This window comes from Herbiconiux sp. FW305-C-125 (genome assembly GCF_058783455.1).
In genome coordinates this window covers 213,690-229,209 of the sequence record NZ_JBYSYO010000006.1, presented here as the reverse complement: position 1 = coordinate 229,209, position 15,520 = coordinate 213,690, and the positions used below count along the sequence as shown (strand labels likewise).

At 71.2% G+C, this 15,520-nt stretch carries 19 protein-coding genes; 9 read left to right on the top strand and 10 right to left on the bottom strand.

Annotated elements, in window-relative coordinates:
• The first annotated feature begins 10 nt into the window (after window positions 1-10).
• A complete protein-coding gene (locus AC3WLB_RS16380; RefSeq protein WP_492507771.1) occupies window positions 11-454 on the top strand; it encodes a hypothetical protein in 444 nt (147 codons plus the stop codon).
• Here the strand turns inward: AC3WLB_RS16380 and AC3WLB_RS16375 are convergent.
• Window positions 451-945: a MarR family winged helix-turn-helix transcriptional regulator gene (locus tag AC3WLB_RS16375; protein ID WP_492507769.1), complete on the bottom strand. Its 495-nt coding sequence runs from the start codon at window positions 943-945 to the stop codon at window positions 451-453. The two genes, AC3WLB_RS16380 and AC3WLB_RS16375, sit on opposite strands and share 4 nt — an antisense overlap.
• Before the next feature lie 96 nt (window positions 946-1,041).
• Here AC3WLB_RS16375 and AC3WLB_RS16370 point away from each other — a divergent pair, with 96 nt between their 5' ends.
• A complete protein-coding gene (locus AC3WLB_RS16370; RefSeq protein ID WP_492507767.1) occupies window positions 1,042-1,971 on the top strand; it encodes an NADP-dependent oxidoreductase in 930 nt (309 codons plus the stop codon).
• 101 nt (window positions 1,972-2,072) lie between these two features.
• Here the strand turns inward: AC3WLB_RS16370 and AC3WLB_RS16365 are convergent, their stop codons facing one another.
• A complete protein-coding gene (locus tag AC3WLB_RS16365) occupies window positions 2,073-2,789 on the bottom strand; it encodes an SDR family oxidoreductase (RefSeq protein WP_492507765.1) in 717 nt (238 codons plus the stop codon).
• 131 nt (window positions 2,790-2,920) lie between these two features.
• Here AC3WLB_RS16365 and AC3WLB_RS16360 point away from each other — a divergent pair, with 131 nt between their 5' ends.
• Window positions 2,921-3,334 carry a MerR family transcriptional regulator gene (locus tag AC3WLB_RS16360; protein WP_492507764.1) on the top strand — a complete coding sequence of 138 codons (414 nt, stop codon included), beginning with the start codon at window positions 2,921-2,923 and terminating at the stop codon, window positions 3,332-3,334.
• Window positions 3,335-3,367: 33 nt separating this feature from the next.
• On the opposite strand, the gene AC3WLB_RS16355 is transcribed toward AC3WLB_RS16360, so the two are convergent.
• The 3 genes from AC3WLB_RS16355 to AC3WLB_RS16345 all read right to left on the bottom strand — a co-directional run bounded on the left by AC3WLB_RS16355 (window position 3,368) and on the right by AC3WLB_RS16345 (window position 6,474).
• Window positions 3,368-4,378, bottom strand: coding sequence for an amidohydrolase family protein (locus tag AC3WLB_RS16355; RefSeq protein WP_492507762.1), 1,011 nt, complete (start codon window positions 4,376-4,378; stop codon window positions 3,368-3,370).
• Window positions 4,379-4,498: 120 nt separating this feature from the next.
• The gene (locus AC3WLB_RS16350) at window positions 4,499-5,701 is read right to left on the bottom strand and encodes a low temperature requirement protein A (RefSeq protein WP_492507760.1); all 1,203 of its coding nucleotides are present in this window, start codon (window positions 5,699-5,701) and stop codon (window positions 4,499-4,501) included.
• On the bottom strand, window positions 5,698-6,474 hold the full coding sequence (locus AC3WLB_RS16345; protein WP_492507758.1) for an SDR family NAD(P)-dependent oxidoreductase: 777 nt from the start codon (window positions 6,472-6,474) through the stop codon (window positions 5,698-5,700). The genes AC3WLB_RS16350 and AC3WLB_RS16345 overlap by 4 nt, the downstream gene beginning before the upstream one ends.
• Window positions 6,475-6,601: 127 nt before the next feature.
• On the opposite strand from AC3WLB_RS16345, the gene AC3WLB_RS16340 reads away from it, so the two are divergent.
• Window positions 6,602-7,477, top strand: a complete 876-nt coding sequence (locus AC3WLB_RS16340; RefSeq protein ID WP_492507756.1) for an AraC family transcriptional regulator — start codon at window positions 6,602-6,604, stop codon at window positions 7,475-7,477.
• An 8-nt stretch (window positions 7,478-7,485) separates the two neighbouring features.
• On the opposite strand, the gene AC3WLB_RS16335 is transcribed toward AC3WLB_RS16340, so the two are convergent.
• Entirely contained in the window at window positions 7,486-8,322 is an 837-nt protein-coding gene (locus tag AC3WLB_RS16335; RefSeq protein ID WP_492507754.1) for a helix-turn-helix transcriptional regulator, read from the bottom strand.
• Between the two features lie 86 nt (window positions 8,323-8,408).
• Between AC3WLB_RS16335 and AC3WLB_RS16330 the strand changes: the two genes are divergently transcribed.
• Window positions 8,409-9,089, top strand: coding sequence for an SDR family NAD(P)-dependent oxidoreductase (locus AC3WLB_RS16330; protein ID WP_492507752.1), 681 nt, complete (start codon window positions 8,409-8,411; stop codon window positions 9,087-9,089).
• Here AC3WLB_RS16330 and AC3WLB_RS16325 read toward each other — a convergent pair.
• Window positions 9,083-9,679, bottom strand: coding sequence for a TetR/AcrR family transcriptional regulator (locus tag AC3WLB_RS16325; protein ID WP_492507750.1), 597 nt, complete (start codon window positions 9,677-9,679; stop codon window positions 9,083-9,085). The two genes, AC3WLB_RS16330 and AC3WLB_RS16325, sit on opposite strands and share 7 nt — an antisense overlap.
• Before the next feature lie 81 nt (window positions 9,680-9,760).
• Here AC3WLB_RS16325 and AC3WLB_RS16320 point away from each other — a divergent pair, with 81 nt between their 5' ends.
• Complete coding sequence (locus AC3WLB_RS16320) at window positions 9,761-10,633, top strand: NAD(P)H-binding protein (RefSeq protein WP_492507748.1); 873 nt, start codon at window positions 9,761-9,763, stop codon at window positions 10,631-10,633.
• A 22-nt stretch (window positions 10,634-10,655) separates the two neighbouring features.
• Here the strand turns inward: AC3WLB_RS16320 and AC3WLB_RS16315 are convergent, their stop codons facing one another.
• Complete coding sequence (locus tag AC3WLB_RS16315) at window positions 10,656-11,636, bottom strand: phosphorylase family protein (protein ID WP_492507746.1); 981 nt, start codon at window positions 11,634-11,636, stop codon at window positions 10,656-10,658.
• Between the two features lie 160 nt (window positions 11,637-11,796).
• Here AC3WLB_RS16315 and AC3WLB_RS16310 point away from each other — a divergent pair, with 160 nt between their 5' ends.
• The 3 genes from AC3WLB_RS16310 (at window position 11,797) to AC3WLB_RS16300 (ending at window position 14,070) form a co-directional block, all read left to right on the top strand.
• A complete protein-coding gene (locus AC3WLB_RS16310) occupies window positions 11,797-13,080 on the top strand; it encodes a DUF445 domain-containing protein (RefSeq protein WP_492507744.1) in 1,284 nt (427 codons plus the stop codon).
• A 98-nt stretch (window positions 13,081-13,178) separates the two neighbouring features.
• Complete coding sequence (locus AC3WLB_RS16305; RefSeq protein WP_492507742.1) at window positions 13,179-13,517, top strand: PadR family transcriptional regulator; 339 nt, start codon at window positions 13,179-13,181, stop codon at window positions 13,515-13,517.
• A 16-nt stretch (window positions 13,518-13,533) separates the two neighbouring features.
• Window positions 13,534-14,070, top strand: coding sequence for a hypothetical protein (locus AC3WLB_RS16300; protein ID WP_492507740.1), 537 nt, complete (start codon window positions 13,534-13,536; stop codon window positions 14,068-14,070).
• Here the strand turns inward: AC3WLB_RS16300 and AC3WLB_RS16295 are convergent.
• Both AC3WLB_RS16295 and AC3WLB_RS16290 read right to left on the bottom strand, forming a co-directional pair.
• Entirely contained in the window at window positions 14,067-14,738 is a 672-nt protein-coding gene (locus tag AC3WLB_RS16295; RefSeq protein ID WP_492507738.1) for an esterase/lipase family protein, read from the bottom strand. The genes AC3WLB_RS16300 and AC3WLB_RS16295 overlap by 4 nt on opposite strands.
• Complete coding sequence (locus AC3WLB_RS16290; protein ID WP_492507736.1) at window positions 14,735-15,481, bottom strand: alpha/beta fold hydrolase; 747 nt, start codon at window positions 15,479-15,481, stop codon at window positions 14,735-14,737. The genes AC3WLB_RS16295 and AC3WLB_RS16290 overlap by 4 nt, the downstream gene beginning before the upstream one ends.
• Between the last annotated feature and the right edge of the window lie 39 nt (window positions 15,482-15,520).

Here is a 15,520-nt window from a genome sequence, read left to right as displayed (position 1 = left end):
TTCTGGGAAGGTGCGGATCACGGGGCGGGTGGGCGTGCTGGTCGCGCTGCCTCTCGTGCTCGTGCTCGCCGCCTGCGGGGCAGGCGGCCCACCCCGGCAGGAGGGCCTCACCGCCGAGCAGTGCGACCGCTTCGTTCCGCTCACCGAGGACTACCTCTTCGTGTACCTGAAGGACGATTGGCAGTTCGCCGCCGACAGCCCGGGCAGTGCTCTCTCGGCGGTGCAGCGCGTGGCCGGCGACGTGGGCGACGCCGCCGACGAACTCGCCACCCCGACGACGACGGCTGCGGTGCAGCGCGTGCGCGACGCCTACAGCGACGTCGTACGGCTGGTCGACACCTACCTCGACGCTCCGCTCGTCGTCGGTGCGCCGGACGCCGTTGCCGACCAGCACGCGGCGCTCGACGAGGTGACCGACGCGCTCGCCGACTGCGGCCCGATCGACGCTCCTTAGGCGCGCCGCCCGCGGGCCGCGGAGCGGGGTGGCGCCTTGCGGAGGTGGGTGCTGACGGCGCCGAGGATGCGGGCGAGCTCGGCCGCGTCGTCGGCGGACAGCGGGTCGAACAGCAGGCCGTGCACGGTGTCGATGTGGCCGGGGAAGACGGCGGCCAGCACCGCGCGCCCGGCATCGGTCAGCGTGACGAGCGTGCTGCGTTCGTCGTCGGGTGACGGTGAGCGGGTGATGAGACCGCGCTGTTCGAGCAGTTGGGCCTGGTAGGTCAGCCCGCTGCGGCTGTAGACGACGCCGTCGGCGAGATCGGTCATCCGCAGATGGCCGCCGGGGGAATCGCCGAGGCGGGCGAGCAGCTGGAACTGCACGTAACTCAGCTCGCCGACGTCACGGAGCTGCCGCTCCACGGCCGGGCGCAGCAGCGAACTCACCTCGGTGAGCGCCAGGTAAGCGCTCAGCTGATCGGGCGAGAGCGTTCGGGGAGTCGACGTCATGATCCCAGTGTAAACCGCGCTTGCTTCAAATTCGAAGCAGTGTTAGTGTTTCGGCAGTTGCTTCAAACTCGAAGCACTTGACGAGAGGTGGACATCATGAAGGCAGTGCAGTTCGAGCACGTCGGCGGACCCGAGGTGCTCGAGGTGGTCGAGATCGACCGGCCGGCGCCCGGGCCGGGCCAGGTGCGGCTGCGCGTCGCCGCATCCGCGTACAACGCCGCCGACAACGGCATGCGCGGGGGCTTCCTGCCGATCCCGATCGAGTTGCCGCACATCCCCGGCTACGACGTCTCGGGCACGATCGACGAGCTCGGCGAGGGCGTGACCGGCCTCCGCGTCGGCGACACCGTCATCGGGTTCCTCCCGATGGAGCGCAACGGCGGCGCGGCCGAGTACACGATCGCCCCCGCCGAGGCGCTCGTCGCGGCGCCGTCGAGCATCCCGCTGGCGGATGCCGCAGCCCTTCCCTCGGTGGCGCTCACCGCCTGGCAGGGCTTGTTCGACGAGGGTCGCCTCGAGGCCGGCCAGCGGGTGCTGATCGTCGGCGCGGGCGGGGTGGTGGGGAAGTACGCCATCCAGCTCGCCAAGCGGGCCGGCGTGCACGTGACCGCGACGGCGAGCCCGCGCAGCGAGGCCGCGGTGCGCGCCGCCGGCGCCGACGAGGTGATCGACCACACGGCGACGGATGTGCTCGACGCCGTCGACGGGCAGGTGGACGTGTTGCTCAACCTCGCTCCGATCGAGCCCGAGCAGTTCGCCCGGTACGTGGCCGCGGTGCGCGACGGCGGCATCGTCGTCAGCACCACCGCGTTCATGGCCACGCCGAGCGACGAGAGCCGCGGTGTGAGCGCCGCGACGGTCTTCGTGCAGCCCAACCGAGAGCGTCTGGCCGAGCTCGTCGAGCTCGTCGACGAGGGGGCGCTGACGGTCGAGGTCACCCGGCGCATCCCGCTCGCCGAGCTGCCCGCGCTGCACGCCGAGGGGGCGGCCGGGCGCATCGCCGGCAAGGTCATCGTTCTCAGCTGACCGGGTCGTCAGAACGGCACGCGCGGGGCTCAGCGGATGCGATCATCCGCCGGGCCCCACGCCGGCGTCTCAGTGCCAGTCGCTGAGCTTCTCCGCGACGCTCAGAGCAGACCGCCGAGCTTCGTGTAGAACTCCGCCCGGTCGCCGGCCACGGCGGCCTTCACCATAGCCGTCCAGTCGTCGACGATCACCTCGATCGCCCCCTCCGCCAGGCCGTCGAGCGAGCGCCGTGCAACGGTACGCGGGTCGATCTTCGGGCCTGCGTAGTCGGCCATGATGTCGGTGTCGGCCGCCCCGAGCAGCACGCCCTGCACGAGAGTGCCCTGCCCGGCCAGTTCGAGTCGCACCGCATTCGTGAGGTTCCACTCGGCGGCCTTCGCGGCCGCGTAGCCGCCTGCGCCCCGCGTGGCGAACCACGACAGCGCCGACAGGATGTTCACGATCGCCCCGCCGCCGTTCGCGGCAAGAGTGGGGGCGGCGGCGCGGATGACGTCGAGCGTGCCCCAGAAGTGCGTGTCCAGCTCGCGGCGGATCTCAGCCAGCTCGCCGGTGACGAGGTCGGCGCCGGTCGCGATGCCGGCGTTGTTGACGAGCAGGGTCAGGTCGGGTGCGGCCTGCAGGGCTGCGACGACCGAGTCGTGGTCGAGCAGATCGAGCCGCAGCGGAACGACCCGGGCGTCGTCGAAATCGAGGCTCTCCAGACGGCGCCCGGTGGCGTACACCTTCTGGGCGCCGCGCTCGAGCAGTTCGAGCACGAACTGCCGCCCGATGCCGCGGCCTGCTCCGGTGACGAGGGCGATCTGGTCGGTGATGTTCATGAGTTCCTGGCTTTCTGGTCGAGGCGGGAGGATCGTCCCGCCGGCCGCACGTGGTCGGCCGTCAGCTACCCTAAGAGTTGACATCGACGTCAAGGTCAAGTCGGGCGAGGGGAGACGGGATGGAGAGGTCGATGCGCATCGGTGAGGTTGCACGCCGGGCCGGCGTGAGCACGCGGTCGCTGCGTTATTACGAGCAGCAGGGTCTGCTCGCATCCGAACGCACCGTCGGCGGTCAGCGGGAGTACCCCGAGTCGGCGGTGGAGCGCGTGCGGCTGATCCAGCAGCTCTTCACCGCCGGATTGTCGAGCCGCACCGTGCGGAAGGTGCTCCCGTGCGTCGACGCCGGCGTGTCGTCACCCGAGACGTTCGAACTGCTGGCGGCCGAGCGGCAGCGCATCACGGCGGCCATGGCCGATCTCGCGGCGGCGCGCGACGCACTCGACCGCGTCATCCACATCGCGCATCACCCGACCCCGGAGCACTGCCCGGCGTTGCGTGAGCCCGGCTGGTCGCCGGCCGCGGCGCCCACGTCGACGGCGGCCTGACGGCACCCTCTCGGCGCCGAACCCCTCAGTCGCTCAGTCGCTCCTCGCGCCGAGCGCGAACAGCCGCCGCGCGTTCCCCGAGGCGAACGCGGTTCGCGCCCCGTCGTCGGGCAGCTCGGCGAAGAATCCGTCGATCTGCTCCCGGGTGGGCCGCTGGAACGGGTAGTCGGTAGAGAACAGGATGCGGTCGGCGGTGGTGACCGCGAGCGCGTGCCGGAGCAGGGCCGGGTCGAGCATCCCGGAGGCCGTGATCCACACGTTGTCGCGCAGATACTCCGTCACGGAGCGCTCGAGCCCCGCGGCGCGGGCGAGGCCGTCGGCGCGCTGGTGCCAGAACAGCAGCAGCTCACCCCAGTGCCCGAGCACCAGTTGCAGGCCCGGGTGCCGGTCGAGCACGCCTCGGCCCATCAGCCGCAGCGCCGCAGTCCCGGCTTCGAGGTGCCAACCCCAGGAGTAGGTCGCGAGCGCGAGGTCGGCCGGCTCGCCGAGACCCCGGTAGGACGCGGCCCGGGTGCCGTCGCTCGGGATCTGCGGGTGGATGAACACGGGCTGCTGAAGTCGCTCGGCCACCGCCCAGAGGTCGTCGAACCGCGGGTCGTCGAGCAGCACGTCGCCGACCCGGCCGTAGACCATGACGCCCGTCGAGCCGAGCTGCACGGCGCGTTCGAGCTCGGCGGCAGCGGCGGCCGGGTCGGCCAACGGGAGCGTGGCCATCGCCCGGAAGCGATCCGGATGCGCGCGCACCGCGGCCGCGGCCGTGTCGTTCGCGTCGCGGCAGAGGGCAATGGCGTCGGCCGTGCCCACCCCCTGCGCGCCGGGCGGCGCGAGCGAGAGGATCTGCAGATCGACGCCCTGCTCGTCCATCGTCGCCAGCCGGCCGGCGCCGATGTCGGCGAGCCGGCTCGCGGCGTCGCCGTGCTCGTTGAGCACGAGGCTGTCGTCGGCGCGCTCCGGCGGCAACTCCCGCAGCGCCCGATCGATGCGGTCGAGCGTCCAGTGCTCCTCGATGCCGATGACCTCCGGCCGAAGGCTGTCATTGTTCATGCGATCAGCGCCGTCTCGGCCAGGTCGAGTCGCGATCCGGTTCGCCTGGGCTCTGTCGCCCACTGTTCTGAAGCGTGGCAGGGCCGGGAGCGTTGCGTGGCATGCCTGAGTGTAACCGGGTCACCCGATGGCCCTGGGCGCAGCAGTCGCACCTCGCCCTGGAACTCGCGCAGCGGTGTCGCGGGCGCGCTCGAGGATGAGCAGCGCGAGCAGGGCCGAGGCGGTACAGGTCAACGCCACGATCGGCGGCAGCCACGCCAGAGCCGGAACGAGCGCGACGAACGCCGCCGCCGCGACGAAGCGCAGGCGGTACCCGCCAGCGTGCGCGGCACCGAGCAATCGGCGGGCGAAGACGGCCGTCCCGCTGAGGTAGCAGGCGACCCCGCCGCCCAGCGCGACCGCGCCGAACCAGCCGAACGGCGCCATCGTCTCGACGTGTGCCATGGCGACCTCCAGCCCGAGGGCGACGAGCACGATGCCGGCGACGAGCACGAGGTGCAGGTAGGTGTAGGCGTCGGTCGCGGGTCGCGCTCGGCGAGGCGGCGGCAGGGCGACGAGTGCCTGCTCGGCGGCGGGCGCGAGGCGGGTGAAGTAGGCCCACCAGAGTCCGACGGCAATGAGCATCGACACGGCTGCACCACTCAGGATGGCCACACTCACCGGCTCGGTGGCCACCCCGGAACCGATGCCGAGCAGGGACTCGCCGAGGGCCAGGATGACGATCAGTCCGTGGCGCTCGGTGAAGTGGGCGGTGGAGCGCACCGGCCAGTCGACCCCGACACTGCTGCGGTAGGACACGATCGGCTCGACCGCCACCGCCGCGATGGCGAACCAGAGCTGCCACGGCGAACCGAGCAGCGCGCCCGCGATGAGGAGCACGGCCGACGGGGCCACCGACAGCGTCACCGTGAGCAGCGTGCGGCGCCGGAGCCGCGGCTCCGAGAGCCAGACGAACACGATCGCATGCGCGACCCGGGCGACGAGATAGGCGGCCACGAATACGATCGGCGCGAACAGGCCGCCCGGCAGATCGTCGTACGCCTCGACCACCACGAGTCCGGCGACGAAGATCGCGGTCATGCCGACGACCATTGCGATGCGCAGCACGCCCTGGTCGGCGTGGGCGAGGTTGGTCAGCCAGCCGTAGGCCGTCCACGACCACCACAGCAGCGTCAGGATGACGAGCGCCTGCGCCACGCCGAGCGCGTCGTGCTCCTGCGCCATGAGCCGGCTGACCTGGGTGAACGCGAAGACGAACGCCAGGTCGAAGAACAGCTCGAGGGTGGTGACGCGGTCGCCCTCGCGGCTGACCACCGCCCTCACAGCGCGTATCCGCCCGAGACCTGGATCTCCTCGCCCGTGATCCATGCGGCGTCGTCGGAGAGGAGGAATGCGATCACCGCGCCGATGTCCGCGGGCTCGCCGATCCGGCCGAGCACCGTCTTCGCGGCGAGCTCGTCGATCACCTCCGGGTACTTCTCGAACGCGTCGCCGCCGAGGCGGGTGCGCGTCGGGCCGGGTGCGATCGAGGTGACCCGGATGCCGCGCACCGCGAGTTCCTTCGCGAGATAGCGGGTCGCCGTCGTGAGCCCCGCCTTCATCGCCGCGTACCCCGAGTAGCCCACCGTCGTGTCGCCGGGCCGCACCGAACTGCTCGACACGTTGACGATCGAGCCGCCGTCCGACAGCAGGGGCAGGAGGGTCTGGGTGAGGAAGTAGGGGCCGCGAAGCAGCACCCGGTAGTAGCGGTCGAAGGCTTCCTCGGTCATCTCGTCGAAGGCGAAGCCGCCGCCGAAGCCGGCATTGTTCACGAGACCACGGATGCTCGCGGTGTCGAACTCGTCGGCCAGCGCGGTGCTCACCTGCTCCCGGAACGCGGGGAAGGTCTCGGTGCGGCCGATGTCGAGCGGCAGCGCGACCGCCCGGCCACCGTTCGCCTTGATGGTCGAGACGATCTCGTCTGCACCCTCCGGATGCGAGTGGTAGGTCGCGATGACTCCGGCACCGCGGGCGGCGATCGCGAGCGCGGCCCCCTGGCCGATCCCAGCGCTCGCTCCGGTGATGATGACGACGTGGTCTGTGAGGTTCTTGGTCATGCCTCCAGACAAGCGCGGATCGACTGGTGGGCGTGAGGGGAAAGCTCTGGGGTTCTTGCCTGATCCTGCTCGATTCGCCAGATCCGGGCCAGCCCGCTCCCCGTTGTGGTTGACTCACCGTGTGTCGATGCCCGAGTTCCGCGAGCTGGTCGATCGCCATGCCCGGTCGGGGCTCGTGCCCTCGGTCATCCCGGGCGTGGTCGTCTCCCGGATGACCGGCCCGGGCTCGCCGGAGGAGTCGACCACGGGTACGATCCTCGCGGTGGTCGCGCAAGGCACCAAGCGGCTCTCGGTCGGCGGTGCGATCCACGACTACGGGCCGGGCGATTACCTCGTCGCGTCGCTCGATCTCCCGGTCTCGGGTCGGTTCACCGAGGCGAGCCCGCAGTTCCCGGCGCTCGGCTTCGGGCTCGAGCTGCGTCCCGAGGTGGTGGCCGAGCTGATGCTGAGCCCGGCGGCGGCCGACTTTCTCCGCCCTGCCAGGGGAGAGGTGTCCCCGCCTGCAGTCGCAGTCGGCCGCGCATCGGATCGTCTGCTCGATGCCGTCATCCGCATGCTGAGATTGTTGGACAGCCCGCGCGACATCCCCGTGCTGGCGCCGCTCGTGGAGCGGGAGATCCTCTGGCTGGTGATGTCAGGCGAGCAGGGCGCGACCGTACGGCAGCTCGGCCTCGCCGACAGCAACGTGAGTCGCGTGCGCCACGTCGTGCGCTGGATGCGCGACCACTTCACCGAGTCCTTGCGCGTCGAGGAACTGGCGCAGCTCGCGCGAATGAGCCCGTCGGCCTTCCACCGGGCGTTCCACGCGGTGACGGCGATGAGCCCGATCCAGTACCAGAAGAGCATCCGGTTGCAGGAGGCGCGCTTGCGGCTGCTGGCGACCCCGGGCGATGTCGCCGGCACGGCGTACGCGGTCGGCTACGAGAGCGCCTCGCAGTTCAGCCGGGAGTACCGGCGGGCGTTCGGCCTCCCGCCGAGCCAGGACACCGCGGCGCTGCGGTGACTCGTGACTCAGTGCGTGGTCGCGGGCATCCGACCTGCCACCCGCAGGAGGTCGAGCTTGCTCGCATCCTCGCTGCCCGGCATCGCCGAATAGACCACGATGCGCAGGTCGTGCCCCGGCACGGTGAGCACGTCGCAGTCGACCGCGATGGGGCCCGCCGGCGTGCCGAGGATCGTCTTGCGGGTGGAACGATGCTCGGCGATGTGCGCCGACTCCCACAGGGCCGCGAAGCGCGGCGACTCGGCGCGCAGCCGGGCCACGAGCGTCGCGAGACCGCGGTCGCCGGGGTATCGCCGCGCGGCGGTGCGGAGGTCGGCCGCGAGGTCGGCGTCGAACTCGACGGAGTGCCGGTCGTCGAACTCGACCTGGTGGATGCCCAGCACGAACTGCTGCCACGGGATGTTGCGCTCGAGCGCGGAGAGTTTCGCCGGATCGCCGAACAGAGTGATCCAGAGCTGATTCACGAGCAGGGTGTCCCAGGCCGCCGAGTGCACCGAGACGGGCGTGTCGCCCAGCCGGTCGACGATGCGCTGCACTCCCGGGGCGATGTGCCGCGGCACCTGGTCGCGGGACGGCGGTGCCGCATCCGCCACCCGGAAGAGGTGGTCGCGCTCGTCGTCGGTGAGCCGCAGCGCCCGGGCCAGCGCACTCAGCATCTGGGGTGACGGATGCTGGGCGCGACCCTGCTCGAGCCGCACGACGTAGTCGACGCTGATGCCGGCCAGCATCGCGAGCTCTTCGCGGCGCAGGCCCGGCGTGCGGCGGGCCGGGCCACCGGGCAACCCCGCCTCTTCGGGGCGCACGCGATCGCGCCAGCTGCGCAGCAGGGTCGCCAATTCGGTCACCAGTCCATTGTGCGCCCGCCTGCCGTCGGGCCGGGTGGTACCGGCAGTACCTGTCGGCGGCCACCGGCCGGGGCGAGGCTCGATGCATGACAACGACACTCATCACGGGCGCCAGCCGCTCCCTCGGTCTCGAGACCGTCCGCCGCCTCCGCGAGGCGGGCCACACCGTCTACGCCGGCATGCGCTCCCTCGACGACGCCGAACCCGCCCGCGCGTTCGGTGCCATTCCGGTGCAGCTCGACGTGACCGACCAGGCGAGCGTCGATGCGGCGCTCGCGAGCATCCCCGAACTCGACGTGCTCGTCAACAACGCCGGCATCGTCGGCACCCGACCCACCCTCGACGGCCTCGACGCCGCCGAGATGACCCTCGTGCTCGACACCAACGTGGTCGGCATCGTGCGCGTGACGCAGGCCGCGCTGCCGAAGCTCCGCGCATCCGCCTCGCCCGTCATCGTGAACGTGGCCTCGGGCGTCGGCCTCCCGCAGTGGCTGCTCGACCCGCAGCATGACGAGTTCCACGTGGGGGTGGTGGCGTACCCGGCCTCGAAGGCCGCGGTCATCGCGCTCACCGTGCAGTACGCGAAGAGCCTGCCCGGCTTCCGCATCAACGCGAGCGACCCGGGTTACACAGCCACCGCCCTCAACGGCTACGCCGGGCACCAGACCGTGACGGAGGGAACGGATGCGACGGTGAAGCTTGCGACCATTGGCCCCGACGGGCCCACGGGTGAGCTCCACAACCGCACGGGCAAGATCGGCTACTGAGCGCCCGCCTGTCCTGGCGGCCGCTCGCCCGGCGCGGCCGCCGCGATGCCGTCGAGCTGGAGGGCGAGGTGCCGGCGCCAGTCGCCGGTGCCCGTCATGTTGGCCATCGCGCCGCGGGTGATCAGGATGAAGTCGTCCGCGCGGAAGTCGGCACGGAGCGCGCCCGCGTCGACAGCGCGCCGCACGATGCGTTCGACGACGGCCGAGAACGCATGCTTCTCGGCCTCTATGTCCCGCCACGCCGGCTCCTCCGGGCCGAGGATGGCGAGCCGGAACGCCGCATCGGGCTCGGCTGCAGCGAGATACCCGTCGAGCAGGGACGTGAACGCCGCCCAGGCCTCGTCGAGCTGCTCGGCCTCTTCGGCGAGTGCGGTCATCGTGGCGAAGCGGCGCCCGATGATCGCCGCGCGCAGCGTGCGTTTGTCAACGAAGTGCCGGTAGAGCGTTCCCACGCCCACGCCCGCCGCGGCGGCGATGTCCTCCATCTGCACGTCGCCGCCGTGCTGCGCGAACAGGGCGGCGGCGGCGTCGAGGATGGCCTCGCGGTTGCGCCGGGCATCCGCTCGCAGCGTTCGCTCGGGACGGTTCATGGTGCTCTCACTGTAATTGACGACTCCTGTCGGTGAAGCGTATATTCGGAAGCGGAATTACGGTTCACATTAGGAGAAGCGATGATCGTCGTCACCACACCCACCGGCCGCATCGGGGCGCGCCTCACCGCAGATCTGCTTGATCGCGGGGCCGAGGTGACGGTCGTGGTCAGGAACCCGGCGGGTCTGGATGCCCGGCTGCTCGACCGGGTGCGCGTGGTCGAGGGCTCGCACGCCGATCCCGCGGTGCTCGATCGAGCGCTGCCCGGCGCCGACGCCCTGTTCTGGTTGGTGCCGCCGAACCCGGCGGCGCCCAGCGCCGAGGAGCACTACCTCGCCTTCGCGCGGCCCGGTGCGGAGGCGATCCGGCGGCACGGCATCGGGCACGTGGTGGGGGTGACCAGTGCCGGGCACGGCTGGCCCGCGCCGGCCGGCGTGCTCTCCGCCGCCTTCGCGATGGACGACGAGCTGATGAGCTCGGGTGCGGCCTACCGCGGAATCTCCCTGCCGTTCTACATGGAGAACCTGCAGTCGCAGCTCGGCGTCATGCTCGAGCACGGCGTCTTCTCCCTGACCTGCGCCGCCGACCAGCCGCTCGCCATGATCGCCACGCGCGACATCGCGGTTCACGCGGCGCACCTCCTCACCGATCTCGACTGGGCCGGCCAGGAGAACGAGCCCGTCTTCGGTCCCGACCGTCTCACCCCTGGCAGGATGGCCGAAGTCATCTCGCAGGAACTCGGCCGCCCGGAGGCCTACCAGCGCATGACCCTGGACGACCTGGCGGGGATGGCCCGGGCGCGCGGCGCGAGCGAGCAGGCGGTCACCGACCTGGTGCAGATGTTCGCCGCGCAGGACGACGGAATCTATGACGAGGACTGGGGGAGGGCGATCATCGCCCCCACCGACTTCCGCACTTGGTGCCGCGAGGTGCTGGCTCCTGCCGTCCCCTGAGGCGAACGCTGCGGCTGTGCGGTCACGCCGTCCGCAGCGACGGCACCCACATCGGGTACCCGGCTGCGTCGCGCTCGCGGTCCATCTGCGCGAGCTTGGCGATGCCCTCGAGGGCCACGGCCATGGCGTTCAGGTGGCCGGCGCCGCTCGTGAACTCCGCGCCGGTCGAGAGGTTGTCGGCGACCGAGCAGATGGAGCCGCCGCGCTTGCCGAACAGCCGGGCCAAGGTGACGACGGCCGCTGATTCGCGGTCGCCGTTCAGGACGCCGGCGCGAATCCAGCTCTCGGCCACGTCGAGGTGCCAGGGCTGGAAGTAGCCGGCCGCCGAGGGGCGGCCGCCCTGCACGTAATCGGAGTCGGCGGACCGGATGGTGCCGACGTGGAAGGCGTGGCCGCTCTCGATCGCCGCCTCAGTGAGCGCGAGCACGAGCTCGGGGGCCGCGGCCGCGGGGTAGGAGGGCGGCACGTAGCTCGCCGTCATCCCCTCGTCGCGCACCACTCCGGATGCGATCACCAGGTCTCCGGGGTTCACCGACGGGTGCATGCCACCCGATCCGCCCACCCGCAGGAAGGTGTGGGCGTCGGTGTACTCGAAGAGGTCGACGAGGGCCAGTTCGGCCTCGGGGGAGCCGGACCCGCCGCTGACCACCGAGACGGTCGCGCCCTTGTAGGTGCCGCTGAACGTGGTGAACATGCCGGACTTGCCGGCCAGCACCACGTCGTCGAGGTGCTCGGCGAACTGCTCGGCCGGGTCGGAGGTGTAGTCGCAGAGCGGATCACGCACAACCAGCACCACGAAGTCGCCAACGGCCGCCGGGTCGATCTGGGTGAGCGCTGGGCGCCCGTTGATCGTGAACCCCCGCAGGGGGATGTTGTCGATGAACCGGTAGCGGTCGAGCACGGGCGCGTTGAGCGGATCGATCGATTCGCCGAACGGCCACGCCCGGCCGTCGGCGCCGACGGTGTGGTGCTTGCTCGGTGTTCCAGGCCGGTGGTCGGTCATGTCGTTCCCCTCGTCTCGGGCGTCACCATTCATTCATTGGTATTAATAGCATGACCACAATACAAATCTCGCAACTCACGTTGCAGGTGTGCAATCGGAGTTGCGTGCGGATGCGCGGGCAGGCTCGTACGGTTGAGGTGCGGCCGGCGGGAGGAGTGCGATGAGCGGGAGCGCACGCGAGGCGGTGGTGAGTGAGGGAGACGCCGCTCGGCGGAGCGCGCTGCGGCGGATGAAGGCGCTCGCCACCGCGCTGCTCGTGGTCGCCGCAGCGGTGTTCGCGGTCGCGTTCGCGCTGCAGGACCGGTACCCGTGGCTGGCGTTCGTTCGGGCGGCCGCCGAGGGGGCGATGGTGGGGGCGCTCGCGGACTGGTTCGCGGTGACGGCGCTGTTCCGGCATCCGCTCGGCTTGCGGATTCCGCACACCGCGATCATCCCGAACCGCAAAGACGAGATCGGCGTGAGCCTGGGCGAGTTCGTCGATCAGAATTTCCTCTCCGACGAGGTGGTGCGCAGCAAGCTCGCCACCTTCAGCGTGGCCGACCGTGCGGGGGCCTGGCTCGCCGACCCGGCGCACGCCGAGCGGCTGAGTGCGGAGGGCGCCGTGGTGGCGCAGGGGCTGCTGCGCTTTCTCGGTGACCGCGACGTCGAGGGTCTGATCGAGCGGCTGGCCCGAACGCACCTCTTCGACCGGGAATGGGCGCCGACCATCGGCCGGGTGGGCGCCGAACTCGTGGCGTCGGGCCAGCAGCGCGCAGTGGTCGACGGGCTGGTCGACGCGGCCGAGACCTGGTTGACCGAGCATCCGGATGCCCTGGGCGAAGTCGTGTCGACCCGGCTGCCCCGCTGGGTTCCGGGCTTCGCGAAGGGCCTCGCCGACGAGCGGGCGCACAAGGAGCTGGTGGGCTTGTTGCGGGCGGTGCGGGACGACCCCGAGCATCCGCTGCGCCTCGCGATCGACGGCTACCTCGCCGACCTCGCCGAGCGGCTGCAGCACGACCCGGCGCTGGGGGAGCGGGTGGAGGAGATCAAGGCCGAGTTCCTGGCGAGCCCCCGGCTGCGGTCGTTCGCCGGGCAGCTCTGGGGCGCGATCAAGGCGGCGCTGGGCGACGCACTCGCCGACCCGGCGAGCGAACTGCGGTCGGCCGCGACCTCTGCGCTGGTGGATGTGGGAGTGCGGCTGTCGGCCGACCGGGCGCTGGCGGCGAAGATCGACGCGTGGATCGCCGACGCGGCGGGCTACGCGGTGCAGAAGTACCGCCACGACCTCGCATCGGTGATCAGCGACACCGTGCAGCGGTGGGATGCGCGGGAGACCACGCAGAAGATCGAGCTGCAGGTGGGTCGCGACCTGCAGTTCATCCGTATCAACGGCACCGTGGTGGGCGCGATCGCGGGCGTCGGCATCTACGCGGTCGCCACCGCCTTGCACGCCCTCCTGGCCTGAATACTCCCGCCCGGCCGGAGTATGGCGAGTGCTGCCGACCGCGCCCGGAGGGGCCGGGCCTGTTGCGATAGCGTGCATGGCAGCATATGCTGCATTGCATGGTAAGTGATGTCGGAGCCCAGTTGCGCAAGGGGGTCGTCGAGTACTGCGTGCTCGGCATCCTGCGGCGAGCGCCGGCCTACGGCTGGAAGATCTCCGAAGAGCTCGTCGAGCTCGGACTGATCGGCAGCATCGGCACGCTCTACCCCTTGCTCGGGCGGCTGCGCGACCAACGCCTGATCGTGGCGCACGTCGATCCGGCCGCGGACGACTCCGCCCGGCCGCGCAAGTACTACACGCTCACCGAGGAGGGGCGGCTGCAGCTCGAGCAGTTCCGCACCCAATGGGAGCCGTTCGCGGCGGCCGTCGACCGCATCACCGCGCCCCCCACAGACTGAGACGAAAGAAGACGACATGACCACCCGCCCCACCCGAAGCCTCCCCGCCCAGCGGTACCTGGACGAGCTCGGCACCGCCCTCGCGGCCGCTCCGGCCGCGGTGCGCGCCGACCTGCTCGCCGACATCTCGGGCGAACTCGACGGGCTGAGCGACGACGACGCCCGGGCGCGCATCGCCGAACTGGGCGACGCGCGAGCGATCGCCGCCGACGCCACCGCGGAGGCCCAGGCGCTGAACCCTGAGCCGCCCCGCTCGCTCGTCTATCCCACGATCACGGCCGTCGTGCTCACCGCGGGCTGGTACCTCGCACCGGTGCTCGGCTGGATCGGCGGTCTCGTGATGATCGGAGTCGGCTCCGCCTGGTCGGCTCGGGTGAAGCGCCGCGCCATCCTCAGCTCCATCGCCGCCGGGGTCGTGGCGTTGGCGGGCCTCCTCATCTTCCGGGGCACGAACGCCTGGATGGTCGGGCTCGCCATCTTCCTGATCGTGCCGCTGCTCGTCAACATCTTCGTCGGCTCGTTCCTCCGCTCGCGGTGGGGCGCACGCGACTAGGCGTCGGCTTCCGCCAGCACGATCTCCAGCGTGCGCCGTTCACGTAACACGCGGAAGTGCCCGCCGCCCGCCACCTCCACGTTGCGCGCGCCGGGTAGCACGCTCGATTCCGGGATGATCGGGTCGAACGCCGGGTACACCGAGGTGATGCGGTCGTTCACGACGTCCTCGGCCGCGAGCGCCGTGGTGACGGGATCGGTCGCGCGAAAGGCGCGCAGAGTGCGGTTCGGTGCCCAGTTCGCATACCGGCTCCCCGAGAACGGCGTGGCGATGGCGACCATCCGCACGAACCGCCGTTCGGGGTCGAGCCGCAGCATCGCGAACTTGCCGATCAGGCCGCCCTTGCTGTGGGCGGCGATGAACACGTCGTCGAGTCCTTCGTCGGTCACGAACCGTGCCACGAGCTCGGCGCCGTCGCTCACGGGTGCGCGGTTGTGGCGCAACTCGGTGACGACGTGCACCGGATGCCCGTGCTCGTGCAGGGCGCGGATGATCGGCAACATGAAGTGCCAGCTCTCATACACCCCCGGGATCACGACGCACGGGCGGCGATTGCCCGACCGGTAGCTGCTCGGATCGATCCGCGAGGTGAGGCCCCCGAGCAGCAACCCGCCGGCGGTGGCGTAGTCCTCCGCCCACCAGCGTGCCCGGTCGAGGTGCGCGCTCATCGGTTGCCGTTTCGCGCGCCGTGCGAAGCGAAGTCGGTGATCGTGGCGGCCAGCGCATCCGGCGCCGTGTGCTGCAGCACGTGCCCGGCGCCGGCGAATTCGCGCAGTTGGCCGGCGGCGCGTCGTGCCAGGGCGGCGCACCACGGCCGCCGGGCGATCGGGTCGCGCTCGCCGCGCACCACGAGCACCGGGCAGGTCACCGCCTCGACGGCGACGTCGGTGCGGTACTCGAGCATGGCGCCGAGGGCGCTGAAGAACCAGCGCGGACCGGTGCGGAGGAAGTCGCTCACCACCATCGCTGCAGCGGGAGGCGACTCGACGACCATGTCACGGAGCAGGTCGAGGCCCTGCTGCCAGGCGGTGCGCCGCCCCGGGTCGACGACGGGCGCCGCAAGAACGAGGCGATCGACGAGTTCGGGCCGTCGCCGTGCCAGCTCAACCGCGAACTGGGTGCCCATCGAGTGGCCGACGACGACGCACCGGCCGATCTCGTGTGCGTCGAGTGCTGCAGCGATCGCCGTGGCCTGGTCGCCGACGGACATCGGCCGCTCGGGTCGGGGCCGGCCGGCGAACCCGGGGAGGTCGAGCGAGAACACCGTCGTCGACCCGGCGAGTGCCATGCGCAGGGGCTCGCTGTAGCGGTGCGACATGCCGATGCCCGGCACGATGACGATCGGCAGCCCGCCGCTGTCCGGCCCGGGGGAGGTGTGCACCACGACCCCGCCGGCATCCGATCTGCTCACCGTTCCAGCATCCGCCTCGGCCGGCATGCTCGCCAGGGT